We start from the raw sequence: 15,272 nt of genomic DNA on the forward strand, positions 1-15,272 counted from the left end.
TCTTTGGTGGAGAGTCCGCCGCCGCTCCCATCACCACGACGCGACCTGGATGAGCAGTACCTTCTTCCCGCGGAAGTCGGACAGCGACACCGACTTGCCGTCCGCGGTGGAGGGCAGGGTGAAGTCCGGGTGTCGGGTGCCGACCGCCGGGGCGTAACCCGCGGCGAGGCCCGTGCCGCCGGCCGACAGGACCGCGGCGACCGTCAGGATGGAGCGAGTCGCGGCCGACCTCCGGGAGAAATGGGGGCGAGGGGGACAGGCGGGCCGCGCGTCGTGGTATAACGTCCGACGCCGGGGGCGTCCCGGCTATTCGTCGCCCCGCCGCAACCGGAGGTTCTTCGTGACACGAGTTCTCGCGCTCGCGGTCGTGCTGGGGGTCGCGCTCGCCGCGCCCGCGGCCGACCCTGCCCCGGAAAAGACCGGGATCAAGGTCGGGGAGAAGGCCCCGGCGTTCAAGCTCAAGGACCAGGCCGGCACCGAGCGGGACCTGGCCGCGCTCCTGAAGGACGGGCCGGTCGCGCTCGTGTTCTACCGCTCCGCGGGCTGGTGACCGTACTGCCAGAAGCAACTGGTTCAGTTGCAAAAAGACCTGGCGACGATCGAGGCCGCGGGCGTCAAGGTGGTCGGCGTCAGCTACGACGCGGTGGCGGTGCTGAAGGGGTTCGCGGACAAGCAGAAGATCACGTTCCCGCTGCTCTCCGACCCGGACAGCAAGACGATCGCGGCCTACGCCCTGAGGAACAAGGAGACGGCCGGGAAGAAGTTCGGGAAGGCCGATCTGGACGGCGTCCCGTACCCCGGCACCATCCTGGTCGGGACGGACGGCGTGGTGAAGGCCAAGCTGTTCGTGGACGGCTACCGGGAGCGGCACGGGACGGCCGAACTCGTCAAGGCCGCGGAGGGGCTGAAGAAGAAGTAGCCGTGACGCGACCGGGCGGCGCGCCCGGGCCGCCCGGCCCGCTCAAGTGACAACGCGATGTCGCAACCGATCCTCGACCCGCTCGCGGACTACCGCGAGTACCCGCCCGACGAGATGGCCCGCCGCGCCGCCTCGTTCCACGCCGACCTGCGCCGGCGGCGGACGGTGCGGGACTTCTCCGACCGCGCGGTGCCCCGCGAGGTCATCGAGGACTGCCTCCGCGCCGCCGGCACCGCCCCGAGCGGGGCGAACCTGCAGCCGTGGCACTTCGTCGTTGTCGCCGACCCGGTGTTGAAGGGCCGCATCCGGGCTGCGGCCGAAGACGAGGAGCGCGCGTTCTACCACCGGCGGGCACCGCAAGAATGGCTCGCCGCACTCGCCCCGCTCGGGACCGACGCGAACAAGCCGTTCCTGGAGACCGCCCCGTACCTGATCGCGGTGTTCGCTCAGAGTCACGGCCGGCTCGACGACGGCCGGCCGGTGAAGCACTACTACGCGGCGGAGTCGGTCGGCATCTCCACCGGGCTCCTGATCGCGGCCCTGCACCACGCCGGCCTCTCCACCCTCACGCACACGCCGAGCCCGATGGGGTTCCTGAACGAATTGCTCGACCGGCCGGCGAACGAGCGGCCGTTCCTGCTGCTCGTCGTCGGGTACCCGGCCGAAGGTGCGACGGTGCCGCGGATCACGAAAAAACGGCTGGACGAGATCGCCACGTTCCGGTGACTCGCGGCGCACGCGGCGGCGAGAGCGAGTGGACGGACGCGGACGATGTGCAGAACTCCGGGAACGACGACCCGGCCGCCGGCCCGTGCGGCCGACGACCGTGCGAGTGGACTACCACTTCCGCCTGGCCTCGACGATGACACCGGCGGACCGGCACGTCCAGTACACGGTGGTCCCGAATGGCTGGACGGTCACGTCGATCGGGTCCGGGTCGCCCTCGTCGATGACGGTGATCGCCCCGGTGCTCAGGTCCAGCTTCGACACCTTGTTCCGCCCGCCGTTCGCGCCGTTCACGCCCGGCGTCGGTACCTCGGTGAAGTACAGGTTGCCGAGGTAGTCGGTGGCGATCCCGTAGGGCTTGTCCAGGTCGCGGGCGATCACCTCGGCGGTGCCGCCGGACAGCTTCACGATCACCCCGGCCGAGGTGCAGGTCCAGTACACGTTCCCGAACAGGTCCACGGCCACGTCGGTCGGTTGGGGGTCGCCGGCGTCCAGCAGGAACTCCTGCCCGATCCCTTCGAGGAAGGCGTACACCGCGTTCCGCCCGCCGTTCGCCCCGTTCACGCCGGGCGTCGGCACCTCGGTGAAGAACACCGCGAAGCCGAGCGGGTACGCGGCCATCCCGGACGGGTTGTCCAGCCCGCTCGCCACGAGTTGGGCGTCGCCGCGTCCCCGTTCCAGGCTGAGGATGACCCCGGCGCTCTTGCAGGTCCAGTACACGTCGTCGAAGAAGTTGACCGCCAGGTTCGTCGGCTCCGGCTCGCCGGTGGTCAGGTTGCGGACCTTGCCGTTCTTCGGGTTCAGGACGTTGACGGTGTTCTTCCCGCCGGCCCCGCCGCCGACGCCGGGGGTGGGCAACTCGGTGAAGTACACCTGCCCGCTCAGGTTCACGGCCACCCCGGTCGGCCTCTTCAGGTTCTTGGCGACCACCTTGGTCTTGTACTCGTCGGCGGCCGCGGCCCCGGAGAGGCCGAGTGCGGCGACCGCGAACAGCACCATGCGGACCGTGCGAATCGTCACCATGCGAACTCCTCGTGAGGGGTGACCGACACGCATCCGGCGTGTGAGGTCGCGGAGTTCGTCGGCGCGGGGCGTCCGATCTTACACGGCGTCAGGAATCTTTTTCGAGACGGGCCGCGATCACCGCCCGGAGGTGGTCCTTTGTCTCGTCGGGCAGGGCGGCGCGGATACCCGCGCGGGGGTCGGCGACGAACTCGGCGGCAGCCTCGTCCACCGCCCCGAGCTGCCGCCGGAACCGCCGGCACGCCCCGCACACCAGGGTGTGGAACCCCAGCCCGGCCCGGCGGTGGAGCGGCAGGTCGGCGTCGAGCTCCCACGAGATCAGCTCGGCGGCCCGGCGGCACGTCATCACGACCGACCCTCCGAAGGCGTTCCGGCGTCCTCTCCCAACCAGTTGACCGACAGGCAGCGCCACAGCCGTAACCGGGCGCGGTGGAGCATCACCCACAGGTTGTTCGCCGACGCCCCGACCGCGTCGCACACGTCCTCGGCCGCCGCCTCGTCGATGTGGCGGAGGACGAAGGCGTGGCGGACCCGCGGCGGGAGCTTCTCCAGACAGGCGGCGAGGGTGTCCCGGAAGTCGGCCCCGGTCATCCCCCGGCCCGGATCGTCCGCGGACCACTCGTCCGGCTTGGCCTTCCACTTCCCGCCGCGGGTGAACTGGGCGTCCGCCCACTTGTCCGGCGGCGGTTCTCGCGTCGCTCGGCGGCGTACTTCCGCCCGGAGCCAGTCGATCGCCTTCCGCTTCAGGATGGCGGTTAGCCAACTCCGCTCGGAACACCGGCCGCGGAACGAGTGCCGGGCGGTCAGCGCGGCGAGGAGCGCGTCCTGAACCAACTCTTCAGCCGCGTCGCGGTCACGCACGCGTACCAGGGCGAACCGATAGAGGTAATCGCCGTGCGCGTCCACCCAGGTCGCGGGATCGAGTGTTGGTGCGGCAGCGGATCGGTCCATTCAGGATTCCCGACGGGCGACGGATCGCAGAGTCAGCTTAGTCGCAGTGGGGTGGTAGACCTTTCACCGATTCTTCCGACGCGCGCGAATGCGGACCGTCCGCCAGTTCGCCGACCGGCCGGTTCCGCGGGCGGTCATCGAGGCGTGCATTCGCACCGCGGGCACCGCCCCGAGCGGGGCCAACCTCCAGCCGTGGCACTTCGTGGTCGTGTCGGGCCCGGACCTGAAGGCCCGCATCCGCGGGGCGGCCGAGGAGGAGGAGCGAGAGTTCTACGCCCGCCGCGCCCCGCAAGTGTGGCTCGACGCGCTCGCCCCGATCGGCACCGATGCCCACACGCCGTTCCTGGAGACCGCCCCGTACTTGATCGTCGTCTTCGCCCAACCCCAGGATGACGGAAGACGGGGTAACGGTGCCAGGATCACCAAGAAGCGTCTCGACGAGTTCTCCCTCGGGATGCCCCTCCTGTTCTGGGCCACCGCGACGTGGTGGATCCCGATCCTGTTCGCGCTGGGCGTGTGGCGGCACCTGACCCGCCACTTCCCGCTGACCTACGACCACGGGTACTGGGCGGCGGTGTTCCCGCTCGGCATGTACACCGTCTGCACCCGGACGATGATCGACGCCCTCCGCCTGCCGTACCTGGAGCCGATCCCAGACGCCTTCGTCTGGGTCGCCCTGGTCGCGTGGTCGGCCACGTTTCTCGGGCTGGTGCACCGACTCGTGGTCCCGCCCGCGGGGTCTTTGAGCGATCCTGCGCCGCCCGGTGCGGGTGTGGCGGCGTGATGGTCTCGCAGGTTTGGTGTGAAGCGGCGAATCCAGGTTCTCCCGCGGGAAAGACTCCGCGACGTGACCGGCCGCGTGGGGTACACGTGCGAGTTCAAGCCGCGGTGGCGGGCGGCAGGATGGCGGCCGCGATTACTTCCCCTCGCTCCGCCACCGACGGTTCAGTTCGATGTTACGGCGGAGTTCGGCGTTTTCCTTCTTGGCTCCGCCGAGGTAGACGCGCATGTCCGAGTCGTACATCGCCAGCGGCTCGGGCTCGCGGCCGCGGTCTCCGGTCCGTTGCTCCCAGTCGGCCAGCCGCTTCCGCATCTGCTCCAGGGTCGTCGCGTGCCGCGGGTCGGCGGCGAGGTTGTTCACCTCGAAGCGGTCGGCGGTCAGGTCGTAGAGTTCCTCGCGCGGCCGGGTGGGGGCGAACAGGAGCCGCTCGGTGAGGGCGTCGAGTCGGCCGGCGGCGTGGAGTTCGCGAAGCCGCTGCACGACGGCCTTGTCGTCCTTGTACCGGCACGGCTGCAGGTGGGGCCGGTCGTTCATGTAGTTGCGGATGTACTTGAAGCGACCGGTGCGCACACTGCGGATGCGCTCCATCGTTTCGTCACACCGGTCGCGGGCGCCGAACACCGCCTCGCGCGCCGTGTACCCGGCGGCGAACAGGTCGCGCCCTTGCATCCACGCCGGCACCGGAATGCCGGCCAGCGCGAGCGACGTGGCGGTCATGTCGATATGCTCGACCAGGTCGTCGCGGACTGCCCCGCGCGGGATACCCGGCCCGCGGACGACGAACGGGACGTGAATCCCCTCGTCGTACAGGAACTGCTTGCCGCGGGCGTGGCTGATGCCGTGGTCGGTCATGAAGAACACGACCGTGTCGGCCAGCAGGTTCTCCTTCTCCAGCCGGGCGATCACGTCGCCGACCTGCTTGTCGGTGAACCGGCAGCAGTCGAGGTAGTCGGCCCAGTCCTGGAGCAGGACCGGGTCGCGCGGGTAGTACGGCGGGAGGACGACAGCCGCCGGGTCGGTGTTCGACCCGAGTTCGCGCCGGGCCCGGGCCTGCCAGGTCGGGGTCGGCCCCTGCCCGCGGAACTTCCCGCCGTGGAGCTGCACCTGCATGAAGAACGGCTGACCCGGCTGCCGCCCGGCCCAGTCGTTCCCGTCGTACATCGCCGGGTCCCACTCGAAGTTGTAGTCGGTCTTCGCCAGCCGGTTGCCGGTGACGTTGTGCCCGCCGTTGCAGGTGTAATACCCCGCCCTCCGGAACAGCACCGGCACCGGCACCACTTCTCCGGGGAGGCGGATCTTCATCTCGCCGCGGCCGCTCCGGTGGTGGTGCGCGCCGATCGTCGTCTGGTAGCACCCGGTGATGAGGGCCGACCGGCACGGCGAACACACCGGGGCGGTCACGAACGCCTTGGCGAACTTCGTTCCCTCGGCGGCGAGCCGGTCGACGTGCGGGGTACGGACGAGCGTCTCGCCGTAGCACGAGAAGTTGGCGGACATGTCGTCCACGACGATCCAGACGATGTTCGGCCGCTTCGCCGCGTCGGCCCGGGCGGAGTTGCTGTGGAACAGGACGGCCAGCGCGGCCAGTGCGACGAGTCGGAGCATCGCGGCACCCTGCATGGGGAGGGGTGAGGGCTAAATCTTTTTCTTCTTCGGGGCATCGCGGGCCGGGTCGTAGTCCGGGTTTGGGGTCGGCACCTGCGCGGCCACGCTCTGCCGCCACGCCGTCAGCCGTTCACGCAATCGCGTGGTGAGGGCAGGGTCGCGGGCGGACAGGTCTGTGCGCTCGCCGACGTCGTCCTTCAAGTTGTAGAGTTCGAGCTTGCCCGTCTCGAAGAACTCGACCAGCCGCCAGTCGCCGAACCGGGCGGCCGAGTACGGGGTCGCCCCGCCGGGGTGGTAGTGCGGGTAGTGCCAGTAGAGCGCGTCGCGGGCCGGCGGCGACCCGCCGCGCAGGTGCGACACGAAGCTCACGCCGTCCACTGGGTGCTCGGCCGGCACCCGCAGCCCGCACGCCTCGGCCAGCGTCGGGTACAGGTCGCAGGTGATGACCGGCGCGTCGCTGGTCGTGCCGGGCCGCGTCACGCCGGGCCAGTAGACGATCAACGGCACCCGCACCCCGCCCTCGTACGCCGACCCCTTCCCGGCCCGGAACGGCGGGTTGGTGGTGATCGGCATGAGCCCGCCGTTGTCCGACGTGAACACCACGATGGTCCGGCCGTCGAGCTTCAGGTCGGCGAGCGCCTTGCGGACAGTGCCGACGCTGTCGTCCACGCCCTCGAACAGGGCGGCGTACGTCGGGTTCGCCTTCACCCCCATCGCCTCGGCCTTCCTGGTGTACTTGGCGATTACATCTGGCTTGCCGCCGATCGGAGTGTGAACGGCGTAGTGCGGGAGGTAGACGAAGAACGGCCGGTCCTTGTTCGCGGTGATGAACTTGACCGCCTCGGCCGCGAGCCGGTCGGGGAGGAACTCGCCGGCCTTTCCGGGCGGGAGCGTCGGGATCCGCTCCGGGGCGAAGTACCCCGGCGGGCTCCCTTTGTCGGTGCCGCCGATGTTCACGTCGAACCCGTGCTGCTCGGGGTACGAACCCGGCCCCCCGAGGTGCCACTTGCCCACGCTCGCGCTCACGTACCCGGCGGCGCGGAACGCTTCCGCGAGCGAGTGCGTTGCGAGCGGGAGCTGCATCGTCCAGTCCGGTACCCGGAGCTTCGCGAACGGTCGCCGGTGACCGGCGATCCAGTCGGTGACCCTGAGTCGGGCTGGGTACTGGCCGGTGAGGAGCGAAGCCCGGGTCGGGGAGCAGACGGTGCAAGCCGAGTAGCCGTTCGTGAACCGCACGCCGTCGGCGGCGAGCTTGTCGATGTTCGGCGTCTCGTGGAACCGGTTGCCGTAGCACCCGGGGTCGGCCCAGCCGAGGTCGTCGATGAGGAAGACGACGACGTTGAGCCGGTCGGCCGCGGCGGTGGCGGCAGAGGCCGGTGTCGCCGACGCGAGAGTCAGGGCGGCGGCGAGGGTGAGTGAGCGAGTCACGGGCGGTCCTCCGGGACGGGGAACTCGTTACCCGCCGTTCTACGCCGACCGAGCCGACACGCCTCGAACGACGCCGCCGGCCGAGCCCCCGGCCAGTTGTAGACCATCCCCGACCTCGCTCCGCGCCGGACCGTTCCGCTACTTCTTCTTCGCTTCCGCGGGCGGCGTAAGGCCGTCGGCCGGCTGGCTCCAGAGGCGGTACGGGTCGTCGAGGCGGCGTTGCTCAGCCAGTAGGAGGGCTTCCATCTCCGCGAGTTTGTCCGCGAACCGCGGATCGCCGGCCAGGTTCACCTGGTTCTTCTCCGGCGTGTTTCGGGTCAGGGCGATGACCCGCGGGTCGTGGTGTTCGGCGAGCAACTCGTGCGGGTTGTCCGCCAAGTTGAACAGTTGCGTCTCGCCCACCCTGCCGTCGAGCACGTCGTACTTGATGAGCTTCCAGACGCCCTTCTTCACGCACCGCATCCCCGGCTTGGTGCCGCCGCTGTACGTGCCGTAAAGCACATCGCGCACCGTCTCGCACCTGATCGGGATCTTCGACGAACCGCCCGAACTGCGGTGGGACACGATGAGCAACGAGTTCTCGGCGGAAGGCCGGATCGACGGCGACGACGTGTGGGTCACGCTGTCGAGAGAACCGTTCGATGACGAGGAGCCCGAGCACGTGATCGACCCCGACGGCGGGATCAGAAAAAGAAGCCGCCACCGGCGTGACGCTCACACCGTCGGGTCCGCCCGCGACGGGAAGGCTGTTGTCGGGGGTGGGCGGTGGGTGCTGTATCAGGGGGAGGACGGTTCGACCGGGGCCGGCTCTACGTCGGTCCCGTCCAGGCGTCCAAGAGCCTTGAGAGTGATGCGAGGAGGTGGACGAGCGGCGAGCGCAGGGTACGGATCGAGCTGCCTCCGAGCATCGAGACGAATTACTGGCATCCATCCGCATCAGCTCTCGACGACTCCTCACATCCCGTACCACCCGTACCACCCAATCAGCACAGGTGGCGGAACCCAGGCCATTCACGGTGACGCATCCCGGTCGTAAGCCGTCCGCTGGCAGGGACTTGGCCAAGCCAGGGAGAGGGCGCGCCCATGCTGTTCGGTGGGGTCTTCGAGCGGTTCCTAGAGGAGAGCCCGCTCAGCGTGATGTCCCGGGCGACCATCGAGCACGCCCTCTCGGCCTCGGCCCTCGACGCGCTGTTCGACCGGACCGCCGAGCGCGGGTACACCCGGGAGTTGCTGTTCTCCACGACGGTCGATCTGATGACCCTGGTGGTCGGCGGCAAGGCCCTCCACGTCCAGGCCGCCTACCGGCACCTGCGGGACCGCGTCCCGGTCACCCTCAAGTGCGTCTACGACAAGCTCCGGAACATCGAGACGGGCGTGTCCGCGGGGCTGGTCGCGCACGTGTCGGGCCGGTGCGAGGGGCTGATCACCGCGCTGGGCGGGGGGTGCAAGAGCCTGCTGCCGGGCTACCGGGTGCGGGTCCTCGACGGCAACCACCTGGCCGCCACCCAGCGGCGGCTGGGCGTCACCCGGGGGCACACCGCCGGCCCCTTGCCCGGGCAGAGTTTGGTCGTGCTCGACCCGGCCCTGATGCTGGTCACCGACATCGTCCCGTGCGAGGACGCCCACACCCAGGAGCGGGCGCTGATCGACCAGATTGTGCCGCTGGTGCGGGAGCGGGACGTGTGGGTCGCGGACCGCAACTTCTGCACGGCGGAGTTCCTGTGTGAGGTGGCCGCCCGGCGGGCCTACGTCGTCATCCGACGCCACGGGAACCTGAGCGTCGAGGCCGAAGCCGGGTACGGGGCCGAGGTCGCGACGGACCGGGGCTGGGTGGGCGAGCGGCGGGTCTGGGTCTGCTGGGGTGGGGCGCGGTTGGTGCGCCTGCGGCAGGTGCGGGTGCGGCTGCGGGCGCCGACCGCGGACGGGGACGCGGAGGTGGAGATCCTGACCAACCTGCCGGCGAAGGTGCCGGCCAAGAAGGTGGCCGAGATCTACCTCAAGCGGTGGAAGATCGAGGGGGCCTTCCACGAGTTGACAGTCGCCTTGAACTGTGAGGTGAACACCCTGGGGTACCCCAGGGCCGCGCTGTTCGGGTTCTGCGTGGCGGTGGCCGCGTACAACGTGCTGGCCGTACTGAAGGCGGCCCTGCGGGCGGTGCATGGTGAGAAGAAGGTGCAGGAGGAGGTGTCGGGGTATTACCTGGCGCTGGAGTGGGCGATGGTGTACGCGGGGATGATGATCGCCCTGCCCGCGTCGGAATGGGAGGCGTTCGGTCCGATGCCCAGCCCGGAGTTGGCCGGCCACCTCCGCGAGTGGGCGGGCAAGGTCGACCTTGGGAGGATCAAGAAAGCGCCGCCCCGGAAGCCGACGAGGACGGCGACCCGACGGATCAAGGACAAGAGCCCACATGTTTCCACGGCCCGGTTGCTCGACGAGGGGAAGAAGACCCGTCAGGCGAAAGTCAGCCGGAATCCGTGAGTCTCACACCGTGAATGGCCTGGTCATTGTCAGGTATCGCGGCGAGCGCTTCCCACGCCGCCGGCCACGGCTCCCAGGTCGCCGCCGCGGCGTTCCAGTGTGCGGACCACTGGTCCGGGTGCCGGTGGTGTCGCCCGGGGAGCCGGACAGCGTTCCCGCCGCCGGTCCGCGACGGAAAAGTGTCGACGGGGACGTCGCCGCGGTCAGCGACGAACCGCTGAAGCCACCGGCCGAGCCGTGCGGCGTCCATGGGCTGGACCGAGAGCCAGAGGTGGAGGCTGCCGGCGGTGTGGCCCCGGACGAGTACGGCCACGATGCCCATCGACATCAGCTCTGCGTGCTTCGCGCGGGCGTAGGCCTCGTTCGCCCGCACGGCCGCGGGATCGACCACGCCGTCAGCGGGATGGTGGTCAATGTCGATCACACCGAAGCGCGCGACCCCGTCGGCTGCCGGGTAGGCTCCGATGATTTGCACCCCGCGGACGTGGGCGCGGAGCCAGTCCTCGGTCAGCGGGTCGCCGACGGTGGTCCACTGATCCCCGAGGGCGCGGGTGAACCGACCGGCCGGCGGGAGACGGCGGTGCAGCGTGAGGACGTCCGGCGGGGGCGGCTGGCCAGTACGGTCGATGCCAGACGGAGGCGGTGGTGGGGTTTGGGTCATATGACTCGCTCACTGTGTCGGGCGTAATGGGGGTGTTCGTCCAATCGGAAAAGCGCGATACTACACACCCTGGGCGTCCAGCTCGTGCTCGGCCTGCAGCACGGCCACCATCACGGCGGGGGGGGTGTTGGCCGCGGGAAGGGGGCAGCCGGAGGTCGCCAAGATGAACGCTTCGATCGCTGCGGCCGTGGTGTACCGGCGGCCGCCGATCTTCACGGTTTCGAGCTTGACCCGCGGCGACCCGACCCCGGTGAGCGCCCAGCGGGCGACCGCCGAGATGTGCGGCGGAGCCTGCGGGTTGACAGCGCGTGGGATTTGACGCCACGGGATGAGCGGATCGGTCAACTTAACGAACTTGAGCTGGTCCACGAACGTATGCCTCCAACTGCTCGGCAGAAGCGCCGATCAAGATGGATCACACCAGACCGAGCGGGTCCGACCTATTCGGCGACTGTAAACGAATAGAGCCCGGCCGAAGCCGGGCTCGTGGACGGGATGGGATCGGTGACTTGTCGGGGGTTGATTAGATTCTGTCTCGGCGCCCTGTCAGAAGTTCAGCTCCCAGGTGATGTGGATCCCGTCCCCCCCCTTTTTCCGGTGATTCACACCGAACTTGACACCCGATTTGTTCCTCATCTTCGCGTTTAACTGCGACGCCTGCTGCCGAAGGTTCTGGGTGTCAACGCCGGACCCGAACGTGAGCCGTTTGGGCCAGCCGGCATTCTCGAACCCGTCGAGCAAGACCAGGGCGCCGTCACACTTGGCCACCTCGAGCTCGAGAACTGGCCGGTGGTGGAGGTACAGCTCCCCCTTGTCGCGGTCCCAGTACGGGATTGGGGTCCGACCCAGCGCCGCGAATCGGATGTCGCGCTCCACCGCTTCGCTGAGGTGGTACATCACCATCAGGCGGTCGAGGTTAGGGGCGAAGCCGGACGCCCGGCCCGCGTACGTCAACCCGATCGCCTCCCAGACCTTCTCCAGAGGGTCGCCGTTCCGGTGACCGGCTGCCGCCCTCGTCAGGAGACGGATGGTCGGGAGGCTTTCCTGCGGGGCTGTCGGCTCCCACGCGGCGACAGCATCGGCAGCTGTGAGCACATCATCGGGCAAGGGGAACGCCACGTAGTCGTAGATCGGGTCCCGGCTGCCGGGCTGTGGGGGCTGTCCGGTCAGTAGCCCAGTCACCGCCGCGGCACGGGCCGCGACGCGCTCACGGGCGGAGATGAGCCAGGTCATCAGTGCGAACCCCAACGCGTGCCATTCCTGGAAGCCGTTCTGCGGGTCGCAGTACGGACCCAAGTCCGCGGGGGGGCTGACTGGGGGCGCGGAGAGGGTGCGCAATCGCACGACGGTGTCACACCCACGGAGGTATTGCACCTCCCCGAGGACTTTCACAACCACCGGATCCTGAGGGACGGGTGGTGGGTACCGCCGGAGCTCTTCCGGGGGAACGTACTTGGCGTAGATCATCCCCATCCGGAAGTAGTCCCACTGGAGCCAGCGGCGGTGGAGCAGCGAGCTGTCGGCGGTGTTGTTCATACACTTCTCGCTCGTTTGTCCCCTGGTCAGGGGTTAAGGGTCAAGATGGAGTACAACGAATCGCCGGCGATGGACCGCTGAGCTTCCCGGTCGAAGCTGTCAGCCGGCCTCGGCCATCACGCGACGGGCGAGGTCGTGATCTCGTTCGGCGTACACCTGCGTGACCCCGACCTCGCGGTGCCCGCCACACACCCGGCTGGCTTCCAGGCCGTACCCTCGGCGGAGTTCCGTGAGGCGCAGGTGCCGAAGTTGGTTCGGCGTCCACGGCCGCACCCCGGCCTGCTTGCAGGCTCGAACCACCGCCTGCCGGTAGGCATGGACCGTGTAGCGGTCGTTGTACACCCGACGTGTCTTGCTATTCGGTCCGCGCCGCAGTTTCTCGGACCGCGCCGGGCTAAAAACGAACTCCGTTCCGCCGGCCCCCAGGAATGGCGCCAGCGCCGCCTGCGCCAGTGGGCCGAGGTAGACGACCCGGGCGCGGTCGGGGTCGGCGTCGGGGTTGTGGTGTTCCGTCTTGTACCGCCCCGGCCGGTACTCCCAGACCGGGCCGCCGGTGTCGACCTCCTCGGCCCGCATCAGCACCACCTCCTGCGGCCGGCATCCGGTCAGCCGCTGAACGGTGGCCATCACCTTGACCACCGGCGGCAGGTGGGGGAGGGTCTTGTCGACGACCGCGGCGTCGACCGACCCCACCCGCGGCTTCTCCCGCGCCGCCGACCGGCCCCGCTTCAGGCCGTCGACGTGACCGAGGGCGCTGGCCACGGCCGGCGGGACGAGTTCCTGGGCGACGGCCCACCCGAACACGCGCTTGATGCGACCCACCTGCTTGTTCACGACCCGTCGCGACCACCCGACCTGGATCACCTTGTCCTCGACCCGGGTTGTCCCCGTGGCCGGGTCGACGACCTTGACGCGGCGGGTGACGGGCTCGACGAGCATGGCCTCGCGGACGGCCTTGAGTTTCGCCGGGGTGAACTCGGCGGCCGGGGTGCGGCCGTACAGCCGGCGGAGGAGGGCGAGGGCCCGCTTCAGCGGGTACATCTCCCCGGTGGGTCGGTCGTCCTTCTGGTAGTAACCGGTCGCGAACCGGATGTACTGCGCGACCAGTTCGACGACGGTGAAGGGGTGCGGATCGGAGGTGGAGGTAGCTGCGGGGCGGGCCTTCTCGGCCAGAAACTCGGCGACGAGGCGGTGGTAGGCCTCGCGGCTCTCGGGTGAGTTAAAAAGGCCGAGGTAGTGGTCGCGACCGCGGATGGTCACGACGGCGCAGGCGCGGGCCTTGTGGTAACGGTAGGTGGGGATGCGGACGGACATGGCGGACCCCGAGGCGGGTGAATCCAGTACGGTACTGGATCGGACCAGCTTTCGGGCCGCTCTCCCCGGAAGGGGGAGGTACGCGAAGTGCGTTCGGCCAAAGGACTTACTTCAGTCGGGCTGACAGGATTCGAACCTGCGACCTCTTGGTCCCGAACCAAGCGCTCTACCAAGCTGAGCTACAGCCCGTCACCCGCGGCCGGGCCGGTGGGTGCGTGGGGGAATACTATCGATCCGCTCGGCGTTGTCAACGCCAGCCGACAAATCGCGTTGTATCTGGACCCACGGCCGGCACTTGAATCCCGTCCGTGCGGGGGTTAGCCTGAATTCCACACTCCACGTCCGTCGCAGGGGTTCCGATGGCACCCGTCCGCGCCTCCTTCGCCGCTCTGGTCGTGTTCGTTGCGGCCGTCGGCGACTCGCCCGCACAGCCGCCCAAGGCCGCCAACCTGCCCCAGAAAACCGGCCAGTACCTGGAGGTTGCCACCTTCAAGTCGCAGGGCGGTGTCCTCAAGGGCGAGGTTGCCAAGGCCAAGACCGCGTTCGAGGTGTTTGCCAAGTATCACGCCGAGTACGTCGCCAACCCCGTCACCCACACCGCCCCGCAAGACTTCCGCTCCGAACCGCCGCCGCCCAACGCGCCGCTCACTGTGGACGGACTCCTCAACGAAATCTACCGCCACCTCATCGTCCCCAGCCCGGTCGTGCCGCTCCACCCGACGCCCGGCCAGCCGAACCTCTCGACTGCCACGGCCCGCGACACCGAGATGATCGCCAAGGAGGCGGAGTACATCCGCGAGTTCGGCGCGGCCCTCGACAAGGCGCTCGGAGGTGTGGTGAAGCAGTCCAACGAGCGCGTCGTCCGCGTCGGCGCCGCCCGGATGCTCGCCGCCGCCTGCCGCTCGGGGGCCAGCGCCCACTGGCCGACCGTGACGGAACTGCTCACCGCCCCGAACATGGACCCCGAGGTCCGGTACTACGCCCTCCAGGCCGCCGGCAACCTCCTCGCCGCCTACGACATCAACGACTACCGCTCCCGCCGCCACGCGGCCGACGCCAAGACCGTCGGCGCCCTTGTCACCGCGGTACAGAACTGCGTGTTGAAGCCGGAGGCGATCCTGCCGCTGATCGACGTTCCGGACGGGAAGGGCGCCGTCCGCAAGGTGCTGCCGCCCGACCAGGTGCCCGTACACCAGTTCATCCGCCGGCAGGCCGTCCGGGCGCTGGGGCAGGTCCGGTTCGCCGAGTTCGATTCGGAGAAGGGGAAAACCCTCTACCCCGCTCACACCCTGGCCCTCGTCGCGTTGAACAAGTTGACCGTGGAGACGTTCAGCGTCAGCGGCGAGAAGGTGGACGTCGTCGCGGCCCCCAAGAATCAGATCGGCGACGCCAACGACGCGGGCGAGGCGGTGCTCGGCATCCTGAACATGGCCCCGCCGCGCGGCGGGGCCGCGGCCAAGCAGTACGCCGCCCCGATGGCCGACGTCATCGCCACCGGCGTCATCACCTGGGTTGGTCCGCGCTCGACCGACCCGGCGAGCAAGGCGCTGCCGTGGCGGGGGACGGCCCAGCGGCTCGACGAGGGGCTGAAGACCTGGCAGGGGCTGTTCGACGTGAACTGGAATCCGGCCCAGCCGGTCATCCGGCCGGAGCTCGTTCCCGCCTCGGCGAAGGACGTGGCCAAGGCCGTCGCCGACAACGTGATCACGCCGCTCGGCTCGGCCACCGGCACGGTGAACCTCACCGGGCTGCAAACGTTCCAGCGCGACGTGTTGCGGAAGTCGAAGGACATCACCCCGCGGCCGTTCGGCGGCGCGGGCAGCCCGGCCCTGCCGGTGCAGTACCCGTAA

The 15,272-nt window shown here is 69.4% G+C and carries 15 protein-coding genes, 1 tRNA gene and 2 pseudogenes; 6 read left to right on the plus strand and 12 right to left on the minus strand.

Going from position 1 to position 15,272, the window contains the following annotated elements:
* Nucleotides 1-33 precede the first annotated feature (33 nt).
* Nucleotides 34-189: pseudogene (locus tag ETAA1_RS33680) on the minus strand (peroxiredoxin family protein); the annotation flags it as partial.
* A 151-nt stretch (nucleotides 190-340) separates the two neighbouring features.
* Here ETAA1_RS33680 and ETAA1_RS14645 point away from each other — a divergent pair.
* From ETAA1_RS14645 to ETAA1_RS14655, 3 genes and pseudogenes are all read left to right on the plus strand, one after another.
* The gene (locus tag ETAA1_RS14645) at nucleotides 341-550 is read left to right on the plus strand and encodes a thioredoxin domain-containing protein (RefSeq protein ID WP_145239586.1); all 210 of its coding nucleotides are present in this window, start codon (nucleotides 341-343) and stop codon (nucleotides 548-550) included.
* 12 nt (nucleotides 551-562) lie between these two features.
* Nucleotides 563-919 (plus strand): annotated as a pseudogene (locus tag ETAA1_RS14650) (redoxin domain-containing protein); the annotation flags it as partial.
* Between the two features lie 57 nt (nucleotides 920-976).
* A complete protein-coding gene (locus tag ETAA1_RS14655) occupies nucleotides 977-1,645 on the plus strand; it encodes a nitroreductase family protein (protein ID WP_145239592.1) in 669 nt (222 codons plus the stop codon).
* Between the two features lie 111 nt (nucleotides 1,646-1,756).
* Here the strand turns inward: ETAA1_RS14655 and ETAA1_RS14660 are convergent, their stop codons facing one another.
* From ETAA1_RS14660 to ETAA1_RS14670, 3 genes are all read right to left on the minus strand, one after another.
* Nucleotides 1,757-2,668, minus strand: coding sequence for an NHL repeat-containing protein (locus tag ETAA1_RS14660; protein WP_145239595.1), 912 nt, complete (start codon nucleotides 2,666-2,668; stop codon nucleotides 1,757-1,759).
* Between the two features lie 88 nt (nucleotides 2,669-2,756).
* Nucleotides 2,757-3,014: an anti-sigma factor family protein gene (locus ETAA1_RS14665; RefSeq protein ID WP_145239597.1), complete on the minus strand. Its 258-nt coding sequence runs from the start codon at nucleotides 3,012-3,014 to the stop codon at nucleotides 2,757-2,759.
* Complete coding sequence (locus tag ETAA1_RS14670) at nucleotides 3,014-3,619, minus strand: sigma-70 family RNA polymerase sigma factor (protein ID WP_145239600.1); 606 nt, start codon at nucleotides 3,617-3,619, stop codon at nucleotides 3,014-3,016. Before ETAA1_RS14670 ends, ETAA1_RS14665 begins: the two co-directional genes overlap by 1 nt.
* A gap of 88 nt (nucleotides 3,620-3,707) precedes the next feature.
* Between ETAA1_RS14670 and ETAA1_RS14675 the strand changes: the two genes are divergently transcribed.
* A complete protein-coding gene (locus ETAA1_RS14675) occupies nucleotides 3,708-4,403 on the plus strand; it encodes an SLAC1 family transporter (protein WP_145239603.1) in 696 nt (231 codons plus the stop codon).
* Between the two features lie 132 nt (nucleotides 4,404-4,535).
* Here ETAA1_RS14675 and ETAA1_RS14680 read toward each other — a convergent pair whose 3' ends face one another.
* From ETAA1_RS14680 to ETAA1_RS14690, 3 genes are all read right to left on the minus strand, one after another.
* Nucleotides 4,536-6,005 carry a sulfatase family protein gene (locus ETAA1_RS14680; protein WP_202920900.1) on the minus strand — a complete coding sequence of 490 codons (1,470 nt, stop codon included), beginning with the start codon at nucleotides 6,003-6,005 and terminating at the stop codon, nucleotides 4,536-4,538.
* A gap of 30 nt (nucleotides 6,006-6,035) precedes the next feature.
* Complete coding sequence (locus tag ETAA1_RS14685) at nucleotides 6,036-7,433, minus strand: sulfatase (RefSeq protein ID WP_145239610.1); 1,398 nt, start codon at nucleotides 7,431-7,433, stop codon at nucleotides 6,036-6,038.
* Nucleotides 7,434-7,571: 138 nt separating this feature from the next.
* Entirely contained in the window at nucleotides 7,572-7,943 is a 372-nt protein-coding gene (locus ETAA1_RS14690) for a hypothetical protein (protein WP_202920901.1), read from the minus strand.
* Nucleotides 7,944-8,516: 573 nt separating this feature from the next.
* On the opposite strand from ETAA1_RS14690, the gene ETAA1_RS14695 reads away from it, so the two are divergent.
* Nucleotides 8,517-9,911 carry a transposase gene (locus ETAA1_RS14695; RefSeq protein ID WP_145233609.1) on the plus strand — a complete coding sequence of 465 codons (1,395 nt, stop codon included), beginning with the start codon at nucleotides 8,517-8,519 and terminating at the stop codon, nucleotides 9,909-9,911.
* Here the strand turns inward: ETAA1_RS14695 and ETAA1_RS31940 are convergent.
* The 5 genes from ETAA1_RS31940 to ETAA1_RS14720 all read right to left on the minus strand — a co-directional run bounded on the left by ETAA1_RS31940 (nucleotide 9,895) and on the right by ETAA1_RS14720 (nucleotide 13,611).
* Nucleotides 9,895-10,572, minus strand: coding sequence for a hypothetical protein (locus tag ETAA1_RS31940; protein WP_202920902.1), 678 nt, complete (start codon nucleotides 10,570-10,572; stop codon nucleotides 9,895-9,897). The genes ETAA1_RS14695 and ETAA1_RS31940 overlap by 17 nt on opposite strands.
* A 60-nt stretch (nucleotides 10,573-10,632) precedes the next feature.
* The gene (locus ETAA1_RS14705; RefSeq protein ID WP_202920903.1) at nucleotides 10,633-10,941 is read right to left on the minus strand and encodes a DUF1580 domain-containing protein; all 309 of its coding nucleotides are present in this window, start codon (nucleotides 10,939-10,941) and stop codon (nucleotides 10,633-10,635) included.
* 177 nt (nucleotides 10,942-11,118) lie between these two features.
* On the minus strand, nucleotides 11,119-12,108 hold the full coding sequence (locus ETAA1_RS14710; protein ID WP_145239616.1) for a hypothetical protein: 990 nt from the start codon (nucleotides 12,106-12,108) through the stop codon (nucleotides 11,119-11,121).
* A 99-nt stretch (nucleotides 12,109-12,207) separates the two neighbouring features.
* The gene (locus ETAA1_RS14715; protein ID WP_145239619.1) at nucleotides 12,208-13,422 is read right to left on the minus strand and encodes a tyrosine-type recombinase/integrase; all 1,215 of its coding nucleotides are present in this window, start codon (nucleotides 13,420-13,422) and stop codon (nucleotides 12,208-12,210) included.
* A 115-nt stretch (nucleotides 13,423-13,537) separates the two neighbouring features.
* Nucleotides 13,538-13,611, minus strand: a tRNA-Pro gene (locus ETAA1_RS14720).
* 170 nt (nucleotides 13,612-13,781) lie between these two features.
* Here ETAA1_RS14720 and ETAA1_RS14725 point away from each other — a divergent pair.
* Nucleotides 13,782-15,272: a hypothetical protein gene (locus ETAA1_RS14725; RefSeq protein ID WP_145239622.1), complete on the plus strand. Its 1,491-nt coding sequence runs from the start codon at nucleotides 13,782-13,784 to the stop codon at nucleotides 15,270-15,272.

The sequence above is a fragment of the Urbifossiella limnaea genome, assembly GCF_007747215.1.
GTDB lineage: Bacteria > Planctomycetota > Planctomycetia > Gemmatales > Gemmataceae > Urbifossiella > Urbifossiella limnaea.

Bases quoted from the DNA above. Each gene is read 5' to 3' on its own strand.
- ETAA1_RS14655 (WP_145239592.1), top strand. From the start codon at position 977: ATGTCGCAACCGATCCTCGACCCGCTCGCGGACTACCGCGAGTACCCG.
- ETAA1_RS14660 (WP_145239595.1), bottom strand. From the start codon at position 2,668: ATGGTGACGATTCGCACGGTCCGCATGGTGCTGTTCGCGGTCGCCGCA.
- ETAA1_RS14665 (WP_145239597.1), bottom strand. From the start codon at position 3,014: ATGACGTGCCGCCGGGCCGCCGAGCTGATCTCGTGGGAGCTCGACGCC.
- ETAA1_RS14670 (WP_145239600.1), bottom strand. From the start codon at position 3,619: ATGGACCGATCCGCTGCCGCACCAACACTCGATCCCGCGACCTGGGTG.
- ETAA1_RS14675 (WP_145239603.1), top strand. From the start codon at position 3,708: ATGCGGACCGTCCGCCAGTTCGCCGACCGGCCGGTTCCGCGGGCGGTC.
- ETAA1_RS14680 (WP_202920900.1), bottom strand. From the start codon at position 6,005: ATGCTCCGACTCGTCGCACTGGCCGCGCTGGCCGTCCTGTTCCACAGC.
- ETAA1_RS14695 (WP_145233609.1), top strand. From the start codon at position 8,517: ATGCTGTTCGGTGGGGTCTTCGAGCGGTTCCTAGAGGAGAGCCCGCTC.
- ETAA1_RS31940 (WP_202920902.1), bottom strand. From the start codon at position 10,572: ATGACCCAAACCCCACCACCGCCTCCGTCTGGCATCGACCGTACTGGC.
- ETAA1_RS14710 (WP_145239616.1), bottom strand. From the start codon at position 12,108: ATGAACAACACCGCCGACAGCTCGCTGCTCCACCGCCGCTGGCTCCAG.
- ETAA1_RS14715 (WP_145239619.1), bottom strand. From the start codon at position 13,422: ATGTCCGTCCGCATCCCCACCTACCGTTACCACAAGGCCCGCGCCTGC.
- ETAA1_RS14725 (WP_145239622.1), top strand. From the start codon at position 13,782: ATGGCACCCGTCCGCGCCTCCTTCGCCGCTCTGGTCGTGTTCGTTGCG.